19 protein-coding genes, 1 tRNA gene and 1 pseudogene are annotated in these 22,314 nt (G+C 74.0%); 5 read left to right on the forward strand and 16 right to left on the reverse strand.

Translation table 11 applies throughout. The annotated features are described in order from the left end of the window. Positions 1-50 precede the first annotated feature (50 nt). The 3 genes from CELGI_RS14310 to CELGI_RS14315 are packed head-to-tail and all read right to left on the reverse strand — an operon-like array spanning position 51 to position 1,004. Positions 51-536, reverse strand: a complete 486-nt coding sequence (locus tag CELGI_RS14310) for a RidA family protein (RefSeq protein WP_013884850.1) — start codon at positions 534-536, stop codon at positions 51-53. Continuing rightward, positions 536-691 (reverse strand): DUF4177 domain-containing protein, encoded by a 156-nt coding sequence (locus tag CELGI_RS16970; protein ID WP_013884851.1) that lies wholly within the window; start codon positions 689-691, stop codon positions 536-538. The genes CELGI_RS14310 and CELGI_RS16970 overlap by 1 nt, the downstream gene beginning before the upstream one ends. A 22-nt stretch (positions 692-713) precedes the next feature. After that, positions 714-1,004 (reverse strand): WhiB family transcriptional regulator, encoded by a 291-nt coding sequence (locus CELGI_RS14315; RefSeq protein ID WP_013884852.1) that lies wholly within the window; start codon positions 1,002-1,004, stop codon positions 714-716. A 255-nt stretch (positions 1,005-1,259) separates the two neighbouring features. Between CELGI_RS14315 and CELGI_RS14320 the strand changes: the two genes are divergently transcribed. The 3 genes from CELGI_RS14320 to CELGI_RS14330 all read left to right on the forward strand — a co-directional run bounded on the left by CELGI_RS14320 (position 1,260) and on the right by CELGI_RS14330 (position 4,853). Beyond that, a complete protein-coding gene (locus CELGI_RS14320) occupies positions 1,260-3,773 on the forward strand; it encodes a penicillin-binding protein (RefSeq protein WP_013884853.1) in 2,514 nt (837 codons plus the stop codon). Beyond that, positions 3,770-4,708 carry a metallophosphoesterase gene (locus CELGI_RS14325; RefSeq protein WP_013884854.1) on the forward strand — a complete coding sequence of 313 codons (939 nt, stop codon included), beginning with the start codon at positions 3,770-3,772 and terminating at the stop codon, positions 4,706-4,708. The genes CELGI_RS14320 and CELGI_RS14325 overlap by 4 nt, the downstream gene beginning before the upstream one ends. 71 nt (positions 4,709-4,779) lie before the next feature. Beyond that, positions 4,780-4,853, forward strand: a tRNA-Pro gene (locus CELGI_RS14330). Between the two features lie 66 nt (positions 4,854-4,919). On the opposite strand, the gene CELGI_RS14335 is transcribed toward CELGI_RS14330, so the two are convergent. The 10 genes and pseudogenes from CELGI_RS14335 to CELGI_RS14380 form a co-directional block, all read right to left on the reverse strand. Then, positions 4,920-5,831, reverse strand: coding sequence for a DUF4097 family beta strand repeat-containing protein (locus CELGI_RS14335; protein WP_013884855.1), 912 nt, complete (start codon positions 5,829-5,831; stop codon positions 4,920-4,922). Then, a pseudogene (locus CELGI_RS14340) lies at positions 5,828-6,492 on the reverse strand (response regulator). Before CELGI_RS14340 ends, CELGI_RS14335 begins: the two are co-directional and overlap by 4 nt. After that, entirely contained in the window at positions 6,480-7,880 is a 1,401-nt protein-coding gene (locus CELGI_RS14345; protein ID WP_013884856.1) for a sensor histidine kinase, read from the reverse strand. The pseudogene CELGI_RS14340 and the gene CELGI_RS14345 overlap by 13 nt, the downstream one beginning before the upstream one ends. Before the next feature lie 319 nt (positions 7,881-8,199). Beyond that, on the reverse strand, positions 8,200-9,240 hold the full coding sequence (locus CELGI_RS14350) for an aspartate-semialdehyde dehydrogenase (RefSeq protein ID WP_013884857.1): 1,041 nt from the start codon (positions 9,238-9,240) through the stop codon (positions 8,200-8,202). Beyond that, positions 9,237-10,508, reverse strand: a complete 1,272-nt coding sequence (locus tag CELGI_RS14355) for an aspartate kinase (RefSeq protein ID WP_013884858.1) — start codon at positions 10,506-10,508, stop codon at positions 9,237-9,239. The genes CELGI_RS14350 and CELGI_RS14355 overlap by 4 nt, the downstream gene beginning before the upstream one ends. A 103-nt stretch (positions 10,509-10,611) precedes the next feature. Next, entirely contained in the window at positions 10,612-11,043 is a 432-nt protein-coding gene (locus CELGI_RS14360) for a hypothetical protein (protein WP_013884859.1), read from the reverse strand. Next, entirely contained in the window at positions 11,040-11,756 is a 717-nt protein-coding gene (locus tag CELGI_RS14365) for a hypothetical protein (RefSeq protein WP_013884860.1), read from the reverse strand. The genes CELGI_RS14360 and CELGI_RS14365 overlap by 4 nt, the downstream gene beginning before the upstream one ends. A gap of 75 nt (positions 11,757-11,831) precedes the next feature. Continuing rightward, positions 11,832-12,149, reverse strand: coding sequence for a hypothetical protein (locus CELGI_RS14370; protein WP_013884861.1), 318 nt, complete (start codon positions 12,147-12,149; stop codon positions 11,832-11,834). Positions 12,150-12,192: 43 nt separating this feature from the next. Continuing rightward, positions 12,193-12,999, reverse strand: coding sequence for a hypothetical protein (locus CELGI_RS14375; RefSeq protein ID WP_150104756.1), 807 nt, complete (start codon positions 12,997-12,999; stop codon positions 12,193-12,195). A gap of 87 nt (positions 13,000-13,086) precedes the next feature. Beyond that, entirely contained in the window at positions 13,087-15,690 is a 2,604-nt protein-coding gene (locus tag CELGI_RS14380) for a sensor domain-containing protein (protein WP_169315159.1), read from the reverse strand. 173 nt (positions 15,691-15,863) lie between these two features. Here CELGI_RS14380 and CELGI_RS14385 point away from each other — a divergent pair, with 173 nt between their 5' ends. After that, positions 15,864-16,856 (forward strand): ABC transporter ATP-binding protein, encoded by a 993-nt coding sequence (locus CELGI_RS14385; RefSeq protein ID WP_013884864.1) that lies wholly within the window; start codon positions 15,864-15,866, stop codon positions 16,854-16,856. After that, the gene (locus tag CELGI_RS14390) at positions 16,853-17,965 is read left to right on the forward strand and encodes an ABC transporter permease (protein WP_013884865.1); all 1,113 of its coding nucleotides are present in this window, start codon (positions 16,853-16,855) and stop codon (positions 17,963-17,965) included. Before CELGI_RS14385 ends, CELGI_RS14390 begins: the two co-directional genes overlap by 4 nt. Positions 17,966-18,002: 37 nt before the next feature. Here the strand turns inward: CELGI_RS14390 and CELGI_RS14395 are convergent, their stop codons facing one another. The 3 genes from CELGI_RS14395 to CELGI_RS14405 all read right to left on the reverse strand — a co-directional run bounded on the left by CELGI_RS14395 (position 18,003) and on the right by CELGI_RS14405 (position 22,285). Next, positions 18,003-18,569, reverse strand: coding sequence for a DUF5063 domain-containing protein (locus CELGI_RS14395; protein WP_013884866.1), 567 nt, complete (start codon positions 18,567-18,569; stop codon positions 18,003-18,005). A 29-nt stretch (positions 18,570-18,598) separates the two neighbouring features. Beyond that, entirely contained in the window at positions 18,599-19,198 is a 600-nt protein-coding gene (gene recR, locus CELGI_RS14400) for a recombination mediator RecR (RefSeq protein ID WP_041574806.1), read from the reverse strand. 93 nt (positions 19,199-19,291) lie between these two features. Further along, complete coding sequence (locus tag CELGI_RS14405; protein ID WP_041574219.1) at positions 19,292-22,285, reverse strand: DNA polymerase III subunit gamma and tau; 2,994 nt, start codon at positions 22,283-22,285, stop codon at positions 19,292-19,294. Between the last annotated feature and the right edge of the window lie 29 nt (positions 22,286-22,314).

Here is a 22,314-nt window from a genome sequence, read left to right on the forward strand (position 1 = left end):
GTCGGCGGACCGTCAGCGGGTCCGCACGAGCAGGGCCACGCGAGCAGGGCTCACGCGAGCTCGACGACGACCTCGACCTCGACCGGCGCATCCAGCGGGAGCACCGCGACGCCCACGGCGGAGCGCGCATGCACCCCGGCCTCGCCCAGCACGTCGTGCAGGAGCAGGCTCGCGCCGTTGACCACGGCCGGCTGCCCCGTGAACGCCGGGTCGCTCGCGACGAACCCGACGACCTTGACCACGCGCACGATCCGGTCGAGCGCAGCCGCCCCCGCCGGGCCACCGTCCCGCTCCACCACGGCGGCGACCGCGGCGAGCGCGTTGAGCGCGGCGATGCGCGCGAGTCCCTGCGCGTCCTCCGGGGTCACGTCGGCGCCCACCTTGCCGGTCGCGACCAGGCGGCCCTCGACGAGCGGGAGCTGACCGGACGTGTGGACGTAGGCGCCCGAGCGCACCGCCGGGACGTACGCCGCCACGGGCAGCGCCACGGGCGGCAGGCTCAGCCCGAGGTCGGCGAGCCGAGCTGCGGCGCCCATCAGGCGTTCGTCGGCCGCTTGAGGTAGGCGACCAGCCCGTCACCGGGGCCGGGCACCACCTGGACCAGCTCCCAGCCGTCGGCGCCCCACTGGTCGAGGATCGCCTTCGTCATGTGGGTGATCAGGGGGATGGTCGCGTACTCCCAGGTCGTCATGGGCCCACCCTAGCCAGCGCCCTCAGGACGTGACGAGCTCGCCGTCCGGCACCAGCTCGGTCCACCACGAGCGCACCTCGGGCCGGCGCCGGAGCAGCGCTCGGCGCTCCCGCTCGGTCATGCCGCCCCACACCCCGAAGTCCATCCTGTTGTCGAGCGCGTCGGCCAGGCACTCGAGCCTGACCAGGCACGACTGGCACACCGTGCGCGCCTCGCGCTGCGCCGATCCCTCGACGAACAGCGAGTCGGGCGACACGTTGCCCGATCCGCAGGCCGCGGACGCGGTCCAATGACCGTCCCGGATCTCCTGCACCACGCCTCCCCTGCCGCGTCACGGCAGCGCTTCCACATCGATGTCAGCCGTGTGCGGGGAAAGTAGCGCGTCACCAGGGGTGTTGACGAGACTCCATTCGGGTCATCCCGTTGCGTGGACACGCTCCCGCGTGCATCGAGGCGTTCGCCGCACCACGGCGGACCGTCCGCGCGAGGGTGTGCAGGTCCGGTGCAGGTCCGTCCCCCGCGGTGCCGCACAGGTCCCCCGCATGGACGGTCCGACTACCCTGGCGGCATGCCGCAGCCTGCCCGCACGCGAGGTCGTCAGGTCAACGCCTTCCAGGCGCTGGCCCTCCTGCTGTCGTTCGTCCTCGTCGCCGCGGTCGGCGGCGTCCTGACCGCCGGCCTCGTGCTGCCCGGTGTCGCGATCGCCAACGGCGTCACCGACATGTCCGTGGAGGCGTTCGACGACCTGCCGACGGCGCTCGAGGAGAGCCCGCTGCCGCAGAAGTCGCGGATCCTCGCGAACGACGGCACGGTCCTGGCCACGTTCTTCGACCAGAACCGCGAGGTCGTCCCGCTCGACCAGATCTCGAAGCCCATGCAGAACGCCGTGATCGCCACCGAGGACAAGCGGTTCTACGAGCACGCGGGCGTCGACGTCATGGGCATGTTCCGCGCCGCTGCGCGCAACGTGCTCAACACGTCGCAGGAGGGCGCCTCGACGCTCACGCAGCAGTACGTGAAGAACGTGCTGATCGAGGCCGCGCTGCAGGCCGACACCGAGGCCGAGCGGCAGGAGGGCATCGACGCCGCACGTGAGGCCGAGGGCGCCGACGGCGTGGCGCGCAAGCTGCGCGAGGCGAAGCTGGCCATCACGCTCGAGAAGACGATGTCGAAGGAAGAGATCCTCGAGAAGTACCTCAACATCGCGCAGTTCGGCTCGTCGGTGTACGGCGTCGAGGCGGCCGCGCAGCGGTACTTCGGCGTCCCGGCCGCGAAGCTCGACTACCTGCAGGCGGCGACCATCGCGGGCATCACGCAGTCGCCGTCGGCATGGGACCCGGTGCTGAACCCGGAGGACTCCCAGACGCGCCGCGACACCGTGCTCTACCTGCTGCACCAGCAGGAGTACATCACCGACGCGCAGTACAAGAAGTTCCTCAAGACGCCGCTCGAGGAGTCGCTCAACCTGCAGCCCTCGCGGCTCGGCTGCATGTCCGCGGACGACGTCGTGCCGGGCTCCGGGTTCTTCTGCGACTACGTCACCAAGGTCATCGCGAACGACTCGACGTTCGGCAAGACGCCCGAGGCCCGGCGCAAGCTGCTCATGCAGGGCGGCCTGACGATCTACACGACGCTCGACCCCAAGCGGCAGGCGGCCGCCGACAAGGAGGTCAAGGCCGGCGTCCCGGTGAAGGACAAGTCGGGGGTCGGCAGCGCGATCTCGGTGGTCGAGCCCGGCACGGGTGAGATCTGGGCCATGGCGCAGAACCGCGACTACAACAACACCGACGACCACGGTCCCCGCGAGACCGCCGTCAACTTCAACACCGACAACAAGTACGGCAGCGCGTCCGGCTTCCCGCCGGGCTCGACGTTCAAGCCGTTCACGCTGCTCGAGTGGCTCAAGGAGGGGCACAGCCTCCAGGAGACGATCGACGGCCGCCGCATGTCCTACCCGCTGACCGACTTCAACGCCCCGTGCACCAACCTGGGCACCGAGACGTACGAGTTCGGCAACGCGGAGGGCAACGGCGGCGTGATGTCCGTGCTGGACGCGACCCGGAACTCCGTGAACTCCGCGTACATCGCGATGGCCAGCCAGCTCAACCTGTGCAACATCTTCAAGGGCGCCGCCGAGCTCGGCGTGCACCGCGCGGGCGGTCAGGCGGGCGACGGCGACTTCCAGACGCTCGCCGCCAACGTCCTCGGCACCGACTCGGTCGCCCCGCTCTCGATGGCCGGGGCGTTCGCGACGTTCGCCTCGGGCGGCATCTACTGCGAGCCCATCGCCATCACCAAGGTCACCAACGCGCAGGGCAAGAAGCTCAAGGTGCCCGACGCGGGCTGCCACCAGGCCATCGACAAGAACGTCGCCGCGGGCATGGCCTACGCCCTGAGCAACGTGTGGACCGGTACCGCCAAGTCGGTCGCCAAGCCCGCGTTCGCGGCCGCCGGCAAGACGGGCACCACGTCGCACAACGAGCACACGTGGTTCGTCGGCTTCACGCCCCGGCTGTCCGCCGCGGTGTGGGTCGGCTACCCCAACGGCATGCGCCCGATGCAGGGGGCGACGATCGACGGCGTGTCGTACAACTGGGCCGGCTCGGGCCCGTGGGGCTCGTCGATCGCCGCGCCGACGTGGGTCCGGTTCATGAACACCGCGCTGCGCTGGGGCACCAACCCCGAGTTCGACAAGCCCGACGACAAGCTCATCTACGGGGAGCGGATCGGCGTGCCGTGGGTGGTGGGCATGTCCGAGCAGGACGCGCGCAACCGCCTGTACGCGGCCGGGTTCAAGGTCACCGTCTCGAGCGAGCGCGTGAAGTCCGGCCTGCCCGCGGGCGCGGTCGCCGAGCAGACGCCGAGCGGCACCGCCGTCCGGGGGGCCCTGATCACGCTGCGCCTGTCCGACGGCTCGCAGGTGGAGCCCCCCGACCCGTGCAAGGACGGCAAGGGCCCCGGCTGCGACGACGGCGGCGACGGCCCGGGCAAGGACAAGGGCAACGGCGACCGCGGCAGCACGGGGGCGGCATCGGTCCTCGGTGAGGCGGCCACGCCGTCGCGCTCCACGACCGCGTGGTGAGCGCCGGTCCCCTCCGGATCGCCGGCGGCCTCGTCGCCGCGGGTGCCGGTGCGCTCGCGTGGTCGCTCGTCGAGGCCCGGTGGTACGCGCTGCGCCACGTCGAGGTGCCGATCCTGCCCCCGGGCCAGGACCCGCTGCGCATCCTGCACGTCTCCGACCTGCACCTGACGCCCTCGCAGCGGGACAAGGTCGCGTGGGTCCGTGACCTGGCGTCGCTCGACCCGCACCTCGTCGTCGACACGGGTGACAACTGGGCTCACCCCGAGGCCTTCCGGCCGCTCGCGCACGCGCTCGAACCGCTCCTCGAGCGGCCCGGGGCGTTCGTCATGGGCTCGAACGACTACATCGCCCCGCAGGCCAAGAACCCCGCGCGCTACCTGCGCCGCGACGCACGCCAGGCCCCGCACGGCCGGGCGCACCAGCTGCCGTGGCGCGAGATGCTCCGCCTCTTCCGGTCCGCGGGGTGGGCCGACCTCGACAACCGTCGCGGCTCGCTCGAGACCGCGGGGCGCGCGCTGTCGCTCGTCGGGACCGACGACGCGCACCTGGACCGCGACCGGTTCCCCGCCGCGGGGGGCGACGACGACGTGCGCTCCACCGGCCGGGACGTCGACCTGCACCTGGGCGTGACGCACGCGCCCTACCGGCGGGTGCTCGACCAGATGCTGGCGGACGACGCGGACCTGGTGCTCGCGGGCCACACGCACGGCGGTCAGCTGGCCGTGCCGGGCTGGGGCGCGCTGGTCACCAACTGCGACCTGGACACCCGCCGCGCCAAGGGCCTGCACGGCTGGCCCGGCCCGCGCCCGGACGCACCCGGCGGTTCCGGCTCGACGTGGCTGCACGTGAGCGGCGGGCTGGGCACGTCGCCGTACGCGCCGGTCCGGTTCGCGTGCCGCCCCGAGGCGACGCTGCTCACGCTGCTGCCGGCGTGAGCGCCCGGGGGGCCGCCCAGGCACGGGATTCGTTGCTGGGGGCCCGCGTCAGGTAGTCTGAGCGGGCTTCACGGGGTGTGGCGCAGCTTGGTAGCGCGCTTCGTTCGGGACGAAGAGGTCGTGGGTTCGAATCCCGCCACCCCGACAAGCAGAAGGGCCCTGACCGGGTGAACCGGTCAGGGCCCTTCTCGTCGTGCCAGGCGCGGTGGCGTCAGCGGATCGGCGAGAGGTAGGAGACGTCCCCGTTCGACGAGCGGATGATGACGCGCACGTCCGCACCCGGGTCGGTGGGCGCCTCGATGGTCTCCGAGCCGTTGGACGAGCGGATCTCCAGCGCGACCGGCAGGCCCGTGCCGTAGACCTTGACCGAGCCGTTGTCGCTCGTCGCGGTGATGTCCGAGCGCGCCTGCGCCACCTCGACGTGACCGTTGCTCGAGGATGCGACGACGGCACCGTCGACGTCGAGCACGTCGACGTCACCGTTGCTGGTCCGGGCATCGGCCGACGCCGCGCCCCGGACCTCGATCCTGCCGTTGCTCGACCACGCCTTGACGCTCCCCACGACGTCCGAGACCTCCACGGAGCCGTTGGACGCGTCCACGCGGAGGTCACCGCCGAGCGAGCGGGCCACGATCTTGCCGTTGTCGCTGCGCAGCTCGGCGTTGCCGAGCACGCCCTCGGCGCGGATGCTGCCGTCGGTGGTCCGCACGATCAGCGCCGTGCCCTGGGGCACCGTCACGGTCAGGTCGGTCGAACACTGCAGCACCCAGCGCCACGCGCAGCGGTGCTCCACCACGAGCCGGTCACCACGCACCTGCGCGGAGTAGCTCGGGTCGGAGAACGCGAACCTGGCGCTCCGCTCGACGCTGACCTCGTCGGTCTGCGCGCCGGTGACCTCCACGCGGCCGTCGGCCACCAGCTCGACCACGGGAGCGGCCGCGTACGTGGCCGATCCGGAGGACTCCTCGCGGGCGATGAGGCTCACGAGCGTGAGCGACGACCAGATCATCGCGGCCAGGCCCAGGGAGCCGCCCACCCAGGCCAGCGTGCGGTTCACGCCCGAGCGGGCGGGCGGGGCGGGCGCCGGCGGCGTGGTGGCCGGCTTGTCCAGGACGGTGGTCATGACTCTCCGTTCGGTCGGTGCTCGAGCCAGCGCAGCACGGCCAGGACGCGACGGTGGTCGTCGGAGTCCGGCGGCAGCCCGAGCTTGGTGAGGATCGAGGTGACGTGCTTCTCGACGGCGGGCAGGCCGACGACGAGGCGGTCGGCGATCGCGTAGTTCGACCGACCCTCCGCCATGAGGGCCAGGACCTCGCGCTCGCGCGCCGTGAGTCCCTCCAGGCCCGTGCGGGTGGTGCGCGCCATGATCTGCGCGACCACCTCGGGGTCGATCACGGTGCCGTTCCCGGCCACGCGGCTGATCGCGTCGAGCAGCTCGTCGATGTCCGTGACCCGGTCCTTGAGCACGTAGCCCAGCCCACGCACGTCACCCGCGAACAGCTCCCGGGCGTACCGCTGCTCGACGTACTGGGACAGGACCAGCACGGGCAGACGCGGATGCAGGCTGCGCAGGTGGATCGCGGCGCGCAGACCCTCGTCGGTGTGCGAGGGGGGCATCCGCACGTCGGTGACCAGCACGTCGGGCAGCTCCGTGGCACCGCCGAGCGCGGCCACGAGCTCGTCGGCCGTGCTTTGTACCCGACCACCTCGTGCCCCTCGTCGGTGAGCAGTCGCGTCAGGCCCTGCAGCAGCAGCACCGAGTCCTCGGCGATCACGATGCGCACGGGATCACCACCGTGAGGCTGGTGCCGGCGCCCTCGGGGCTGACCAGCTCGAACGTCCCGTCCAGCGCCGCCACCCGGCCGCGCAGGCCGTCGAGCCCGCTGCCCGGCGTCGCGCGCGCGCCGCCGCGTCCGTCGTCGTGCACGACGAGGCGCAGCCGCTGGTCGGTGCACCCCACCACGATCCGTGCGGACGTGGCGTACGCGTGCTTGGCGACGTTGGTGAGCGCCTCGGCGACCACGAAGTACGCCGCGGCCTGCGCTGCCGCCCCGCACCGGGTGAGCGAGTCGTCGTCGGGTGTCTGGACCGTGACCGGAATCGGGCTGCGCGCCGCGAGCGCGCTCAGGGCCGCGTCCAGGCCGCGGTCGGTCAGCACGGCCGGGTGGATGCCGCGCACCAGGTCACGCAGCTCGGCCAGCGTCTCCTGGACCTCCTTGTGCGCGTACGCGAGCGCGTCCGCGGCGGCCTGCGGGTCCTCGGGCGTGCGGCGGCGCGCCGCACCGAGCTCGACGCCGAGCGCGACCAGGCGCTGCTGCGCACCGTCGTGCAGGTCCCGCTCGATGCGGCGGCGCTCGTCGTCGGCCGCGTCGACCACCAGGATCCGGGTCTTCTCGACGTGCGCGACCCGCACCTCCGCCTGCTCACGTGCCGCGTCCGCGGCGGCCAGCCGCTGCGCGGCCCGCGTGCGCCCGAGCATCGCCCGGCCCATCCGCACCTGCAGGAGCGCGGCGGCCTGCGCCGCGAGCGCGCTCAGCCACAGCGCACCCAGGCCGAGCAGCACCAGGACCACCGTGATCGCCACGGGTGAGCGTCCGGCCCACTCCTCGATCACGGGGCCCGTGCCGTACACCGGGCTCGCGATTCCGGCCAGGCCACCCGCGCCCAGCCCGATCACCAGGGCGAACGCGAGCGACGCCGTCAGGACCGAGAGCGCGGCATAGCCCGTCGCGGCCCACGCGCGGGAGTCGAACAGCGGAGCGACGAACGCGGCCCACCACCCGGGGCGGTTCGCGCGACGCGCGTCGGCCGGCGGGATGACCGCACCGGTCTGCGCCCGCAGCCGCGCGATCTCCGCCCGCGCGAAGCCCCGCGCGGCGACGAGCGTCACCACGAGCAACGGGATGCCGATGCCGAGCGCCGGGACGAGTCCGACGCCCGTGGGGATCAGGACCATCGCGACGGTGCCCAGCGTCACCAGCCACAGGAAGCCGATGAACGTCTGCGAGACCGCCTGCCAGGTGGCGGCAGTGACCGGTGCGAGTGCGAGCTCACGTCCGCCGAGCAGGGCGGGCGCGATCGCGGCCAGGTCGTGGGACGCGGGTGGATGGGTGTCGAGGAGGTCGTGCGCGGGCGCGGTGGGCGCCGTCGCGGTGGCGGTCTGCGAGGTCATGCCCCGACGCTAGGCCCGCCGCGCACCCCGCGGACATCCGGCCCACCCCCCAACGACGGTAGGGCTAACCCCCCACCCCCCGACCTGGTAGTTATCCGCCAGGTCGACGAGGTGTGTGCCAACAACGGGTCACCCACCCCGCCGACCTGGTAGTTATCCGCCAGTTCGGCGGAGGGGTGGGTCAGCGACGGGTCACCCATTCCGCCGACCTGGTAGTCATCCGCCAGTTCGCGGAGGGGTGGGTCAGCGACGGGTCACCCACTCCGCCGACCTGGTAGTTATCCGCCAGTTCGGCGGGGAGGTGGGTCGGCGGAGGGGGTCAGCGGCTGGTGAGGAGCTCGGCGATCTGGACGGCGTTGAGCGCGGCGCCCTTGCGCAGGTTGTCGTTGCTGATGAACATCGCCAGCCCGCGCCCGTCCGGGACGCCCTCATCGGCGCGCAGCCGCCCGACGAGGGACGGGTCGTTGCCCGCGGCCTTGAGCGGGGTCGGCACGTCCTCGAGCTGGACGCCCGGCGCCCCGGCCAGGAGCTCGCGCGCACGCCCGGGCGTGATCGGCCGCTCGAACTCGGCGTTGACCGACAGCGAGTGGCCCGTGAACACCGGCACCCGGACGCACGTGCCCGAGACCAGGAGGTCCGGGATCGAGAGGATCTTGCGCGACTCGTGCCGCAGCTTCTGCTCCTCGTCGGTCTCGCCCAGGCCGTCGTCGACGATCGAGCCCGCCAACGGGATGACGTCGAACGCGATGGGCGCCACGTACTTCACCGGGTCGGGGAACGTGACGGCGGCACCGGAGTGCACGAGCGCGAGCGTGTCCTGCTCGACTGCCGCGCGGATCTGGCCGTCGAGCTCCTGCGCGCCGGCCAGGCCCGAGCCGGAGACGGCCTGGAACGTGGTGACGACGAGCCGGCGCAGGCCCGCCTCGGCGTGCAGCACCTTGAGCACCGGCATCGCGGCCATGGTGGTGCAGTTCGGGTTGGCGACGATGCCCAGCGGGATCTCCGCGAGCGCGTCCGGGTTGACCTCGGACACCACGAGCGGCACCTGCGGGTCCCGGCGCCAGGCCGAGGAGTTGTCGACGACGACCGCGCCCGCGGCCGCGAACCGCGGGGCGTGCTCCTTGGACGTGCCGCCGCCCGCGGAGAACAGCGCGATGTCGATGCCCGTCAGGTCCGCGGTCGCGACGTCCTCGACCACCACGTCGCGGCCGCGCCAGGGCAGCGTGGTGCCGGCCGAGCGCGCGGACGCGAAGAAGCGGATGGCGCCCACGGGGAAGTCGCGCTCGTCCAGCAGGCGGCGCATCACGGCGCCGACCTGGCCCGTGGCGCCGACGACGGCGACGGTCGGGTTCGCGCTCATCGGCCCGTCCCCCCGTACACCACGGCCTCGTCCTGGTCGGAGTCGAGCTCGAACGCCGTGTGGATCGTGCGCACCGCCTCGTCGAGGTCGTCGGCGCGGGTGACCACCGAGATCCGGATCTCCGAGGTGGAGATCATCTCGATGTTGATGCCCGCGTCGGACAGCGCCGCGAACAGCTTCGCGGAGACACCCGGGTGCGACTTCATGCCGGCACCGATCAGCGAGACCTTGCCGATCGTGTCGTCGTACTGCAGCGACTGGAAGCCGATGTCCGGCTGACGCTCGGTGAGCGCCGCCATGCCCGCGGTGCCGTCGTCGGCCGGGAGCGTGAAGGAGATGTCCGTCAGGCCCGTCGCGGCGACCGAGACGTTCTGGACGATCATGTCGATGTTGACGCCCGCGTCCGCCACGACCTGGAAGATGCGCGCGGCCTTGCCCGGGACGTCGGGGACGCCCACGACCGTGATCTTGGCCTCCGAGCGGTCGTGCGCGACGCCCGCGATGATCGGCTGCTCCATGTTCGGGTCCTCGTTCTTCTCGTTCGTGACCAGCGTGCCCGTGTGGTTGGAGAACGACGAGCGGACGTGGATGGGGACGGAGTAGCGCCGGCCGTACTCGACGCAGCGCAGCATGAGCACCTTGGCGCCCGACGCGGCCAGCTCGAGCATCTCGTCGTAGGAGACGCGGTCGAGCTTGCGGGCGGCGGGCACGATGCGCGGGTCGGCGGTGAACACGCCGTCGACGTCGGTGTAGATCTCGCAGACGTCCGCGCCGAGGCCCGCGGCGAGCGCGACCGCCGTGGTGTCCGAGCCGCCGCGGCCGAGCGTCGTCACGTCGTTCGTCGACTCCGTGACGCCCTGGAACCCCGCGACGATCGCGACCTGACCCTTGTCGACCGTCTCCCGCACCCGCGTGGGGACCACGTCGACGATGCGGGCGCGGCCGTGCACCGCGTCGGTGATGACGCCCGCCTGCTGCCCGGTGAAGGACTTGGCCTTCACGCCGAGGTTGTTGATCGCCATGGCCAGCAGCGACATCGAGATGCGCTCACCCGCGGTCAGCAGGATGTCCATCTCGCGCTGCGGCGGCAGGGGGCTGACCTGCTGGGCGAGGTCGATGAGGTCGTCGGTGGTGTCCCCCATGGCGGAGACCACGACGACGACGTCGTCCCCCGCGCGCTTCGCTGCCGCGATGCGCTTGGCGACCCTCTTGATGCTCTCGGCGTTCGCTACCGACGATCCGCCGTACTTCTGCACGACAAGTGCCACGTGCTGCTCCATCTGTCGCCGGTCGCCGTCTGTCTCAACGGCCCGCCGGGTCCTGTGTGGTCCGGGCGATCGTAGGCACGCCGCCCGGTGGTGTCCATCGTGCTCAGGATGTGGGCAGCTGCTCCGCGGCCGCGATCCTGCGGCGTGCGGTGCGGTTGGCCGCCGCGACGACCACCAGGGCGACGCCGAACATCAGCGCGACCAGCAGCAGCGCGGGTGATGCGCCGTCGATCGTCACGGTCGCGACCACGAGCGCGACGAAGGTCAGCACCGCCACGGCGACGGCCGCGGGCACCGGCACGGCCGCGAGCCACGGGCTGGTGGAGTGCGGACGCTGCACCGAGACCGCGCTGAGCGCCGCGACGACGGCGGCCGCGGCGACCCCCGCGGCCAGAACCCCCGACGTGCCGTCGACGCTCCCGGAGGCGGCGAGGCTCCCGAACAGCACGGCGGCGAGCGCGAGGACCAGCACGACGAGCCAGGCCATCACCACCACCGCGCGCCGACGGCCCGCCGGCAGCGGGGGCACGGTCACGAGACGACGGCCTTCGGCCACTTCCCGGAGCCGAACGCGGGGTCGGCCAGGGCGCGCTCGATGTCGAGCTTGGAGTTGGTCGCGGCGTTGCTGAGCACGAACCCGGCGCCCGTCGCGGCCGTCAGGAACACGACCACGCCGGCGGCAGCGATGAACGGGCCGGCGGGCGCACCGAACACGGTGGACGTGCTCGCGATCGCGCCGATGATGCAGCCGACCAGCGTGGCCAGGCCGCCCGCGATCACCCCGAACTCGACCCACAGCGCGGTCGCCAGGCCGCTCAGCGCCTTGCTCATGCCGTCCGCGAGCGCGGACTTCGCGGCGGCGATCGCCGCACGCTGCGGAGCGAGCGCCTGCTTGTACCGGTCGGCGGCCACGCCCACCCAGACGTCGTCGGCGAGCAGCGTCCCGGCGTCCGCGACGGTCGCCTGGCCACCGACGGGGCCGCCGACCTCGGACGTCCACCGCCCCGCGAGACTCTGCAGGTCCCACGGGAAGCCGGGCTTCGAGAAGTACTTCGCTATCCAGTCCCACAGCGGCTGCAGCTTCTCGCACAGGTAGTCCCACGCGTCCAGCAGGCGGTCGCGGACCCAGCCGAGCCAGCCCGGGATCTGCTCGAGGATGTTCCGGACGGCGCCGTACAGCTCGTCGACGAGCTGTTCGATCCGGTTGACGAGTCGTTCGATCTCGTCGAGAAGCGCCTGTGCGTCCATGGTCGTCGTCCCCCGTCGTGGCTGTCTCGTGGTCGGGCTGGTGGTGGCCGGCGGCCTGCCGGTGGGGTCAGGGGGTCACTCGCGTGGCGTCCACATGCCCGAGAACGTGCTGCGCGCCCGCTCCTCGCTGGCGAGGTACGCCTCGCGCACCTGGGTCAGCGTGTCGCCGATCAGGTCGGTCTCGTCCCGGCCCTGGTTCAGGAGCTCGGCGATCCGGGTCACGCCATTCGTGTACGTGTCGTACAGGCCGGTCTGCAGGGCCGCCCAGGACATCGCGGTGTCCGACGCGGTCAGGCCGGCGGCCGCGGTCGCGGACGTGCCGAGCACACCCGACAGGGCGTGCCACTGCCCCGCGTCCTCGTCGAGCGCCTCCAGGGCGATGGTCAGGTCCACGCTGTCCTCCTGGGTCGGGTCGGTGCGGTGAGCGGGTCGGTGGTCAGCGGACGTCCGGCGTGCGCGCCGACGGCAGGTCGAGGTTCGCGACGAACCGCTCGGGGTCCTCGAGGAGCGCGGACACCCGCCCGATCGCGCTGCTCGCGATGATGCTCGTCGGATCGTGCCCGGCCGCGGCGCGCCCCGCGGCGCGCAGCGCCTCGAGCGTCTGGTGCGCGATGTTGGACGCGTGCGCGCCCGCGAGCCAACGCTCGTCGTACCGGATGCTCGTCGGGTCGCCCGCACCGTTCACGGTCGCCTCGACGTGCCGGTCGGGGCTGTGCCCGACGAAGCCCGCCGTCACCGACGCGGTGACCTGCTGGCGCACGCCGTCGATCGAGTCGTTGAGCTCGCGCAGCTGCCGGACCATGGCCTGCAGCATCTCCGGCGGCACGCTGTCGCGCCCCGCGAGGAGCGCCTGACGGATCCGGTCGAACGTCGCGGCGTCGGGCGGACGAGGGACCCCCGAGGGCTGCTCGGTCGGCGCGGGAGCGGCGTGCGCCGAGACCGCCTGGACCCCGAGCGCGTCGACGGCGGCCTCCTGGCCCACGGCCGCGTCGCCCCACGCCCGGGCACGCTCGTTCGCGGCACCCTGCAGCGCCTCCATCACGGCGGCCCCCAGCGCGACCGGCTCGAGGTCCTCGGCCCACGCGACGTGGATCCGCACCGCCTGGACCCGGCCCTCGCGGCTCAGGGTCGCCTCGACCCGGCCGGTCGAGTCACGGCCCGTCGCCGGACCAGCCGGCCCCCGGAGGAACGGCGCCGCGGCGGCCTCGGTCTCGGCCCGCAGTGCGTCCAGCGCCTGTGGCATCGCCTGGTCCACGCATCCCCCTCGTCGTCGGCGTCGGAACCCTACCAAGTTGTCCGTTACGTCAGCAGCCCGAACGGCGGCACCCGCTCAGTGCTGCGGCACCGCGAGCTCGGCCAGGAGCTGGTCGATCCGTGCGGGCGGGCCGGGCCGTCCCAGGTGGAACCCCTGCAGGATGTCGGCGCCCAGCGCGGTCACGGCCTCGCGCTGCGCGGCCGTCTCGACACCCTCGGCGACGACCGTCAGGTCGAGCGCGTGACCGAGGTTGACGACCGTCGACACGAGCGCGGCACCGGCCCGGTCGCGGCCGATCGCGGCCACGTAGGACGCGTCGACCTTGAGCGTGGACGCGGGCAGCCGACGCAGGTACTCGAGCCCCGCGTAGCCCGTGCCGAAGTCGTCGATCGCCAGACGCACCCCGATCGCGGGCAGCGCGCACAGGTCCTCGAGCACGTCGGGCGCCGAGGACAGCGCGTGCCGCTCCGTGAGCTCGACGCACAGCAGGTGCGCGGGCAGGCCCGTACGTGCGAGCACGTCGGCGACGGTCTGCGAGAACGCGTGCCGGCCCATCTGGGCCGCCGAGACGTTGACCCACATCTCGGGTGCCAGCTCGCCGTGCTGCGCGTACCACCGCGCGGCCTGCTCGGCCGCCTCCTCGAGCACCCACGAGCCCAGCGGGGACATCAGCGCACGGTCCTCCGCGACGTCGAGGAACTGACCGGGCGCGAGCACGCCGAGCGTGGGGTGCTCCCATCGCAGCAGCGCCTCGCACGCGATCAGGCGGCCGTCACGCGCGTCGAAGCACGGCTGGTAGTCCAGGAACAGCCGGCCCTTCTCGGGGATGCGGACCGCGGCGGCGGGGCGGTCCTCCCCCGCGTCGGCGCTGCTCGGCGGCCACTGCACCGCGAGCGTCGCGCGCAGGTCGGCCTCGAGCTCGATCTGCCGCAGCGCACGCACCTGCAGCCCCGGATCGGCGAACTCGTACCGGGCGCGGCCGTTGGCCTTGGCGCGGTACATCGCGATGTCCGCCTCCCGCAGCAGGTCCTCGGCCGTGGTGTGCGGCGACGTGCGCCGGGCGATGCCGATGCTCGCGGACGCGGTGACCATCTGCCCCGCCAGCGGCAGCTGGATGGCCAGCGCACGCGCCACGCGGTCGGCGACCGCGGTGAGCTCCTCGACCGTGCGCACGTCCTCGCTCACGACGACGAACTCGTCGCCCCCGAGCCGGCCCGCGAGCTCCTGGTCCTCGAGCGCCCCCGCCAGCCGGCGCCCGACCTCGACCAGCAGCTCGTCTCCCGCGGCGTGACCCAGCGAGTCGTTGACGTCCTTGAAGTTGTCCAGGTCGACGTACAGCAGACCGACGTCCGTCCCCGAGTGCCGGGCCCGGTTGAGAGCACCGGCCAGGTGCTCGGTGATCAGCGCACGGTTGGGCAGACCGGTGAGACCGTCGTGCAGCGCGTTGAACATGAGCTCGGCCTCGGCCTCGCGCCGCGCCGTGACGTCCGTGAGCATCGCGACGACGTACGCGCCGCCACCCTGCTGGTCCGGCATGACCGAGGCCAGCGACACCTGGGCCCACACCGTGCGCCCGTCGGCGCGCAGGAACCGGTGCTCGATCAGCTCGGTCACCGGCTCGCCCAGCATGAGGCGCTCGAGCGTCGCGGCCACCAGCGGCAGGTCCTCCGGGTGCGCGAGCCGGGCCACCGTCGTGCCCGTGAGCTCGGCCGCCGAGTAGCCGAGCAACGCCTCGAGCGCGGGGTTGACCTGCAGCACGCGGCCGGTCGTGGGCGCCTCGATGCTCACGAGCCCCACGCCGATCGGGGCGTTCACGAACGCGAGGCGGAACCGCTCCTCGCTCGCCGCGAGCGCGGCGTCCCGCGCCCGGCGCTCGGCCTGGTCGGTCGCGACCAGGATGAGGCCCGCCGGGACGCCGCCCGCCTGGCGCACCGTCACGGACAGCAGCACCTCACGGAGCTCGCCGGACTTCGCGCGCAGCTGCCACGCGCGCGTCGTCGCGACCCCGGACTGCACGAGCGCGGCCACCCGGTCCCGCGTGTGCGAGTCCGCGGGCACGCCCCACGTGCCGCTCACGTCGGCCCCCGGCGCGCGCAGCATGTCCGTGCGCTGCCCCAGGACCTCGTCCGCGGTGTAGCCGAGCAGCAGCTCGGCCCCGCGCGAGAACGTCTCGATCCGGCCCTCGAGGTCGGTCGCGATGACCGCCTGCTGGGTCGCGGCCGACAGGATGCCGGTGACCAGGTCGAGCGAGTCGCGCATCCTCGCCTCGGCGGCACGCACCTGGGACGCGTCGCGGACCGAGGCGACGACGACCGAGCCGGAGTCCAGCTCGGCGGCCGCGAGGTTGACCTCCACCGGGACGTCCCGGCCGTCCTTGTGCCGCGCGGAGATGCCGGGTCCGGTGATCATGGGCTGCGCGTGGGCGGCCGCGGTGTACCGGGCACGGTGCCCCCGGTGCGCGGCCGTGAAGGCGTCGGGCACGAGCATCTCCACGGCCCGCCCCACGACCTCGCTGCGCTCGTACCCGAGCAGCGCACGCACCTGGTCGTTGACCTCGACGATCACGCCGTCCGGCGAGCAGATGACGATCGCGTCCGGCATCGCCCGCAGCAGCGCGTCGGCCGGCAGGCGCGACGTCGCGCCGTCACCGTCGGCGGCGCCGCCCCTGGTCCCCCGCATCGAGCCATCGTCGGGCCCGGTGGGGCGGGCGGCAACGGCGAGGGTGCGGTCGGCCTCGAAATCACCCTGTCCGCGCTCCGCAAACCGGGGGGTCTCGGACGAACCGCCGCGCTCGGGCGATCTCATCCCGCGGACGGACGTCGCCCCGGCGCCGGGTCGCTACGGTCGTCGCCATGGACGACGTGGTGAGTCAGAGATCCGGACCGGAGGTCGCCACCGCGGCGGCGGGCGGCATCGTCGTGCAGGGGGTGCACCGGAGCTTCGGCGCGGTGCACGCGCTGGCGGGGATGGACCTGACCGCACGGCCCGGTGCGGTCACCGCGCTCGTCGGGCCGAACGGCTCCGGGAAGACCACGCTGCTGCTGGTCCTCGCGGGCCTGCTCGTGCCGGACACGGGACGCGTCACCATCGCGGGGCACGACCCGGTCGCGGACGGACCCGCGGCGCGTGCGGTCACCGGCTGGATGCCGGACACGTTCGGCACGTGGGACTCGCTGACCGTGCGGGAGGTGCTGCTGACGTTCGCGGCCGCCTACCGCCTGCCCGCCGCCCTCGCGCGCACCCGCGTCGACGCGCTGCTCGCGACCGTGCACCTCGGCGAGTACGCGAACCGTCCCGCGTCGGTGCTCTCGCGCGGGCAGAAGCAGCGCCTCGGCCTGGCCCGCGCGCTGGTGCACGACCCGCAGGTGCTGCTGCTCGACGAACCCGCGTCCGGGCTGGACCCGCGCTCGCGCGTCGACCTGCGCGTGCTGCTGCGCTCGCTCGCCGAGCAGGGCAAGACCGTGCTGGTCTCGAGCCACATCCTGTCCGAGCTCGAGGAGATGTCCGACGACGTCGTCTTCGTCTCACGCGGGCGCACCGTGCAGACCGGCGACGTCGGCGCCACCGGTGCCGGCAGCCGGCGCACGTGGCACGTCGGCGCGCTGTCCTACGCCGCGCTCACCACCTGGCTGACCTCCGTGGGCGCCGCCTGGCGTCCGGACGACGAGTCGGCGCAGGCACCCGGCGACGGACCCGGCGGGGTCCTGATCGACGTGGACGGCGAGCAGGGGGCCGCCACGCTCATCAAGGACGCGGTGGCCGCGCAGGTCCCGCTGGTGCAGGCCGCACCCGCGACCGGCGCGTTGGAGCGGGCCTACCTGGCCCTCGAGGAGGAGCGACGATGACGACGGTCGAGCAGAGCCCGGCACCCGCCGCGGCGCGCGGCACCTGGGGCCTGAGCTGGCACGGCGTGCGCACCGTCGCCGCGCTGGAGCTCCGCCAGCGCGTGCGGTCCACGCGCTGGCTGATCGCGCTCGCGGTGTACTTCGTCGTGCTCGGCGCGCTCACGCTGATGCTGTTCGGCGCGGTCTCCTCGCTCATGGGCTACGACGACGACGGCGGTTCGACGAGCCGTGGCCCGACGCTGTTCAGCGCGGTGACCTTTCTGGTGCTCGGGCTGGGCCTGCTGGTCACGCCCACACTCACGTCCACCGCCGTCAACGGTGACCGCAACGCCGGCACGCTCGCCACGCTCCAGGTCACGCTCCTGACACCCGCCGAGATCGCGCTCGGCAAGCTCCTGGCCGCCTGGGTCGCGTCGTGCGCGTTCCTGGTGGTCAGCGTCCCGTTCCTCGCGCTCGCCACCGGTGCCGGGCCGACGCCCTGGCGCTCGCTGCTGTTCGTGGTGCTGCTCATCGCAGGGCTGCTGGTCGCGGTGTGCGGCATCGGACTCGGGCTGTCCGCGCTGGTGTCCCGGACTGCCGGGTCCACGGTGCTCACGTTCGTCAGCGTCGCCGCGCTCGCGTTCCTGTCGCTGATCCTGTTCGGCCTGACCTACCCGTCCGTCACCGCCACCGAGACCGCGCGCGTCTACACCACGCCACCGGACTGGGACGGCTCGATGATCGGCGACGTCGGGTGCGAGACGCGCGAGGAGCTGCGAGACGTCGCCCACACCGAGCGCACGTGGTGGCTGCTCGCGATCAACCCGTTCGTGATCGTCGCCGACGGCGCCGGGACCTCGCCGGCGTCCTCCGAGGCGACGATCGCCGACGGGGACGTCCTGGCCGGCATCCGCTACGCCGTCCGCGACGCGCGCGACGGCGCCGCAGCCGTGGTCGACGAGTGCTGGCTCGACGACACCGGACGCGAGCGGGAGGTGCTGAGCACCGCCCCCGTGTGGCCGTGGGGGTTGGCCGGGAACCTGCTGCTCGGTGCCGCGGGGTACGTCGTCGCGGTCCGTCGACTGACCGTCCCGCAGCGCAAGCTCGCGCGCGGGACCCGCGTCGCGTAGCGGCGCCTGACGGGCACCCGCTCCCGCGGTGTGCCCGTCAGGGCTGCAGCGCGTCGTACTCCGCCTCGGCCGCCACGTCGTCGGCCACGTCCAGCCGCAGGTGGGCGAGCATGACCTGCAGCGTGCGCAGCGTGCTGGACGCGCGCTCGCCCCAGTCGGACAGGTAGGAGAACTGCCACCACCACAGCGCCTCGAGCACGCCCCCGGCCTGGTGGTGCCGCAGTCCCTGCGCGAGCGCACCGGCGATCGCGACGAGGTCGCCCGAGATGGTCGCGGGCTCGACGTCCGGGTCCAGGAGCGGGTCCACCACCTCGAGGTACTCGTCGACTCCCTCGAACGCGTTGGCGAGCCCCGCACGCAGCGGGTCCACGTCCGGGTCGGGCCCCAGGTCCGGCTCGAACCGCTCGGCGGGCACCACGTCCGTGGTGGCACCGAGCCGCGCCCCGACCGCGAGCACGTCCGAGACCGCGAGCAGCAGCAGCGGCAGCGCGGCCTCCGGGTTGGCACCCGCCGCGACCTCCGTCACCGTCGTCAGGTACCGCCGCGACTCCGCGGCCACCGCGTCGGCGATCTCCTGCAGACCCTCGTCCGCCGTGCTGGTCATGGTCGCTCCCCTCGTCGTGCCCGCGCGCGTCACGCGCTCAGCAGGCGCCGGCCCTCGAAGGCCCGGCCCAGCGTGACCTCGTCCGCGTACTCCAGGTCCCCACCCACCGGCAGGCCCGACGCGAGGCGGCTGACCGTCAGCCCCATGGGCAGCAGCAGCCGCGCGAGGTACGTCGCGGTCGCCTCACCCTCGACGTTCGGGTCCGTGGCCAGGATCACCTCGGTGACCGTGCCGTCCGTCAGCCGGCGCATGAGCTGCGCGATGCGCAGGTCGTCCGGGCCGACCCCCGCGATCGGGTTGATGGCGCCGCCGAGCACGTGGTACCGCCCGCGGAACTCGCGCGTGCGCTCGATCGCGACGACGTCCTTGGCCTCCTCGACCACGCACAGAGCGGTCGGCGAGCGCCGCGGGTCACGGCAGATGCGGCACTGCGGCTCCTGCGCGACGTTGCCGCAGATCTCGCAGAACTGGACGCGCTCCTTGACCTCGATGAGCGCGTCAGCGAGCCGCCGGACGTCCGCCGGGTCGGCCGCGAGCAGGTGGAACGCGATGCGCTGGGCACTCTTGGGACCGACGCCGGGCAACCGCCCGAGCTCGTCGATCAGGTCCTGGACCGCGCCCTCGTACACGACGACCACCCTACGTCCTGCCGGCCCGACGGCACCGCGCGAGCCGTGGCCGCGCCGACGCGCCGGCGGACCCGTGTGCCGTGCCGCGGACGGTCAGACCCGGCCGTCGTCGATCTGCTCGTCGATGACCGTGCCGCCCAGGATCTGCGCGACGAGCGGCGCACCGACCAGCCCCGACGACGCGACGTCCGGGTCGTCAGGCGACAGGTCGTCGTACAGGTCGGGCGGCGGGCCGGACGGTGCCGCGGCCGGCTCGGGCCGGGGGGCTGCGGCCGCCGCGGCCGCGAGTCGCTGCGCCCGCGCGAACGCCGACTCGGGTCCGGAAGGCACGGGCGGGCGCACGCGCTCGGCCGGCGCCGCGGCCGGTGTCGTCGGTGCCGGGACGCGTCGCTGCTCCGTCACGTCCGGACCCGCGCCGTGCGACGACGGCGCCTCCGGGGCCGGCGCGTCCTTGGGCTCGTCGTGCGCGGGCGGCTCGACGTCAGCGGCGGGACGGCTCGGTGCTGCCGTCGCGGGCGCCGGGTCGCCCCAGGACGCGGCCGCGTCAGCGGGGCTGATCACGCCCGGCACGCTCGGCACGGCACGCGCAGCGGGCGCAGCGGGCGCAGCGGGCGCGGCTCGCGGGGCCTCCTGGGGCCGGGCCGGCCGGTCCGGTCCGTCTGTCGCGGTCGACGACGGTCGGCCAGCGGGCGCGTGGCGCTCCGTCGGTGCGGGCGTCGCCCACGGGTCCTCGGGCTCCTCGCCCGGGACCCAGCCGTCGGGGTCGGCTTGCGCCTCGCCGCCGGGTGCAGCCCCGGGTGCCGGGGCCGACGGCGCCGACGAGGTCGCGCGCCGGTGGCCCTCCTGGTCGTCGTCGTCCGACGAGCGGGTCGCCGCCGGCCGGCCCGAGGGTGCGCCGGGACGCGAGGACGGTGCGCGCACCTCGGGTCCCGAGCCGGAGCGCGGTGCGGCGGGACGCTGCGAAGGGGCACGTCCGGCCGAGCCGTGGCCGGCCGGACCGCCCCCGCCCTCGCCCGCGGAGGCCTCCACGCGCACGTCGAAGCCGAGCGTCTCGCGCACCGCTCGGGCCACCACGTCGGCGTGCGGGCCGTTGCGGAACGTGTTCGCGAGCTCGGGTGTGGTGAACGCGAGCCGGAGCGTGGTCGCATCGAGCTCGGCGACCTGGGCGTTGTTCGGGTCGACGAGCGCGCCCGTGACCCGGCGCAGCGAGCGCACGGTGTCGAGCACCTCGGGCCAGCGTCGGCGCAGCGTCTCGGTCTCGCCCGAGACCCCGGAGGGTGCGGGGACGAACGGCGCGTCCTCGACCGGCGCGTCGAGCGCGGCGCGCGCCGCCTCGGGCACGGCCACCTCGCCGCCGACCACGGCGGGGTCCGCCAGAGCCGGATCGGCCGGAAGGATGGCGCCCGCGTCGGCGGTGGTCTGCTCGTCGGTCGTGCGGTCGGGGCCACCCGGCTCGTCGGACGCGACCACGCGGGCGGCACCCGTCGGCGCGGGTCCGCCGACCACGGGCTCCGAGTCCGCGGCCTCGGCGGGTGCAGGCGCGGGCTCGGCAGGTGCGGGCTCGGGCTCGGCAGGTGCGGGCTCGGCGGGAACGGGCGCGGACGTGGTCGGTGCCGGCCCGGCGGGGACGGCGGCCACGGCAGGCGCGGAGGCGGCGGGCACGGAGGCGACGGGCTCAGCCGGAGCGGGGGCGGCGAGCGGTCCGGCGGCGGATGCTCCCGCGTCGTCGCGGGGCGCGGGTCGCGCGGCATCCGGGCTCGCCGGGCTCGACGCCGATCCGCCGGATCGGTGCGCCGCGAGCGCGGCTCGCGCCGCGGCAGCACCGCTGACACCGCCCAGGCTCGGGCGTTCGGGAGCCGGGGTGGCGGCGGTCGCGGGCGACGCCGCAGCGGGCGCGGCGACGGGCGCCGGCCCCGCGGGCAGCCCACGCTCCAGGCGGTCGAGCCGCGCGGCCAGGCCGGTGCTCGCGTCGTCGGCGGCGGGGAGCAGCAGCCGGGCCATGAGCAGCTCGAGGTGCAGGCGCGGGGACGTGGCGCCGGTCATCTCGGTCAGGGCCGCGTTCGCCAGATCCGCTGACCGGGACAGCTCGGTGGCGCCCAGACGCGCGGACTGCACGCGCATCGAGGCCAGCTGGTCCTCCGGCAGGCCGCGCAGCGCGGCACCGGCGGCGTCCCCGGCGGCGTCGATGACGATGAGGTCCCGCAACCGCTCGAGCAGGTCCTCGACGAACCGTCGCGGCTCGTGGCCGGTCGAGATCACGCGCTCGACCACACGGAACGCCGCGGCGCCGTCACGCGCGGCGATCGCGTCCACCAGGTCGTCCAGCAGGGAGGACTGCGTGTACCCGAGCAGCGCAGCGGCTCCCGCGTACTCGAGCCCGGCCTCGTCGGAGCCCGCGATGAGCTGGTCCAGCACCGACAGGGTGTCCCGCACCGAGCCGCCGCCGGCCCGCACCACGAGCGGCAGGACGCCGCCCCCCACGGGCACGCTCTCCGCGTCGCACAGCTGCTCGAGGTAGGGCAGCAGCACGTCCGGCGGGACCAGGCGGAACGGGTAGTGGTGGGTGCGCGAGCGGATGGTGCCGATGACCTTGTCCGGCTCCGTCGTCGCGAACACGAACTTCACGTGGGGCGGCGGCTCCTCGACGATCTTGAGCAGCGCGTTGAAGCCCTGCGGCGTCACCATGTGCGCCTCGTCGAGGATGAAGATCTTGAAGCGGTCCCGTGCGGGGGCGAACGTGGCGCGCTCGCGCAGCTCACGCGCGTCGTCGACGCCACCGTGGCTCGCCGCGTCGATCTCGACGACGTCGAGGCTGCCCGGCCCGCCGCGCGCGAGCTCGACGCATGACGGGCACACGCCGCACGGGGTGTCCGTGGGCGACGCCTCGGTGTTCTGCGCGCAGTTCAGGATCCGCGCGAGGATGCGCGCGCTCGTCGTCTTGCCGCAGCCGCGCGGTCCCGAGAAGAGGTAGGCGTGGTTGACCTGACCCGTGCGCAGCGCCTGCCGCAGCGGCGCGGTGACGTGGTCCTGGCCGATCACCTCGGCGAACGTCTCCGGCCGGTAGCGGCGGTACAGCGCTGTCGTCACCCCCCGAACCCTAGACGCCGGGACCCACA

Origin of the sequence: Cellulomonas gilvus ATCC 13127 (genome assembly GCF_000218545.1) — a bacterium.
Taxonomy (GTDB): Bacteria; Actinomycetota; Actinomycetes; order Actinomycetales; family Cellulomonadaceae; genus Cellulomonas; species Cellulomonas gilvus.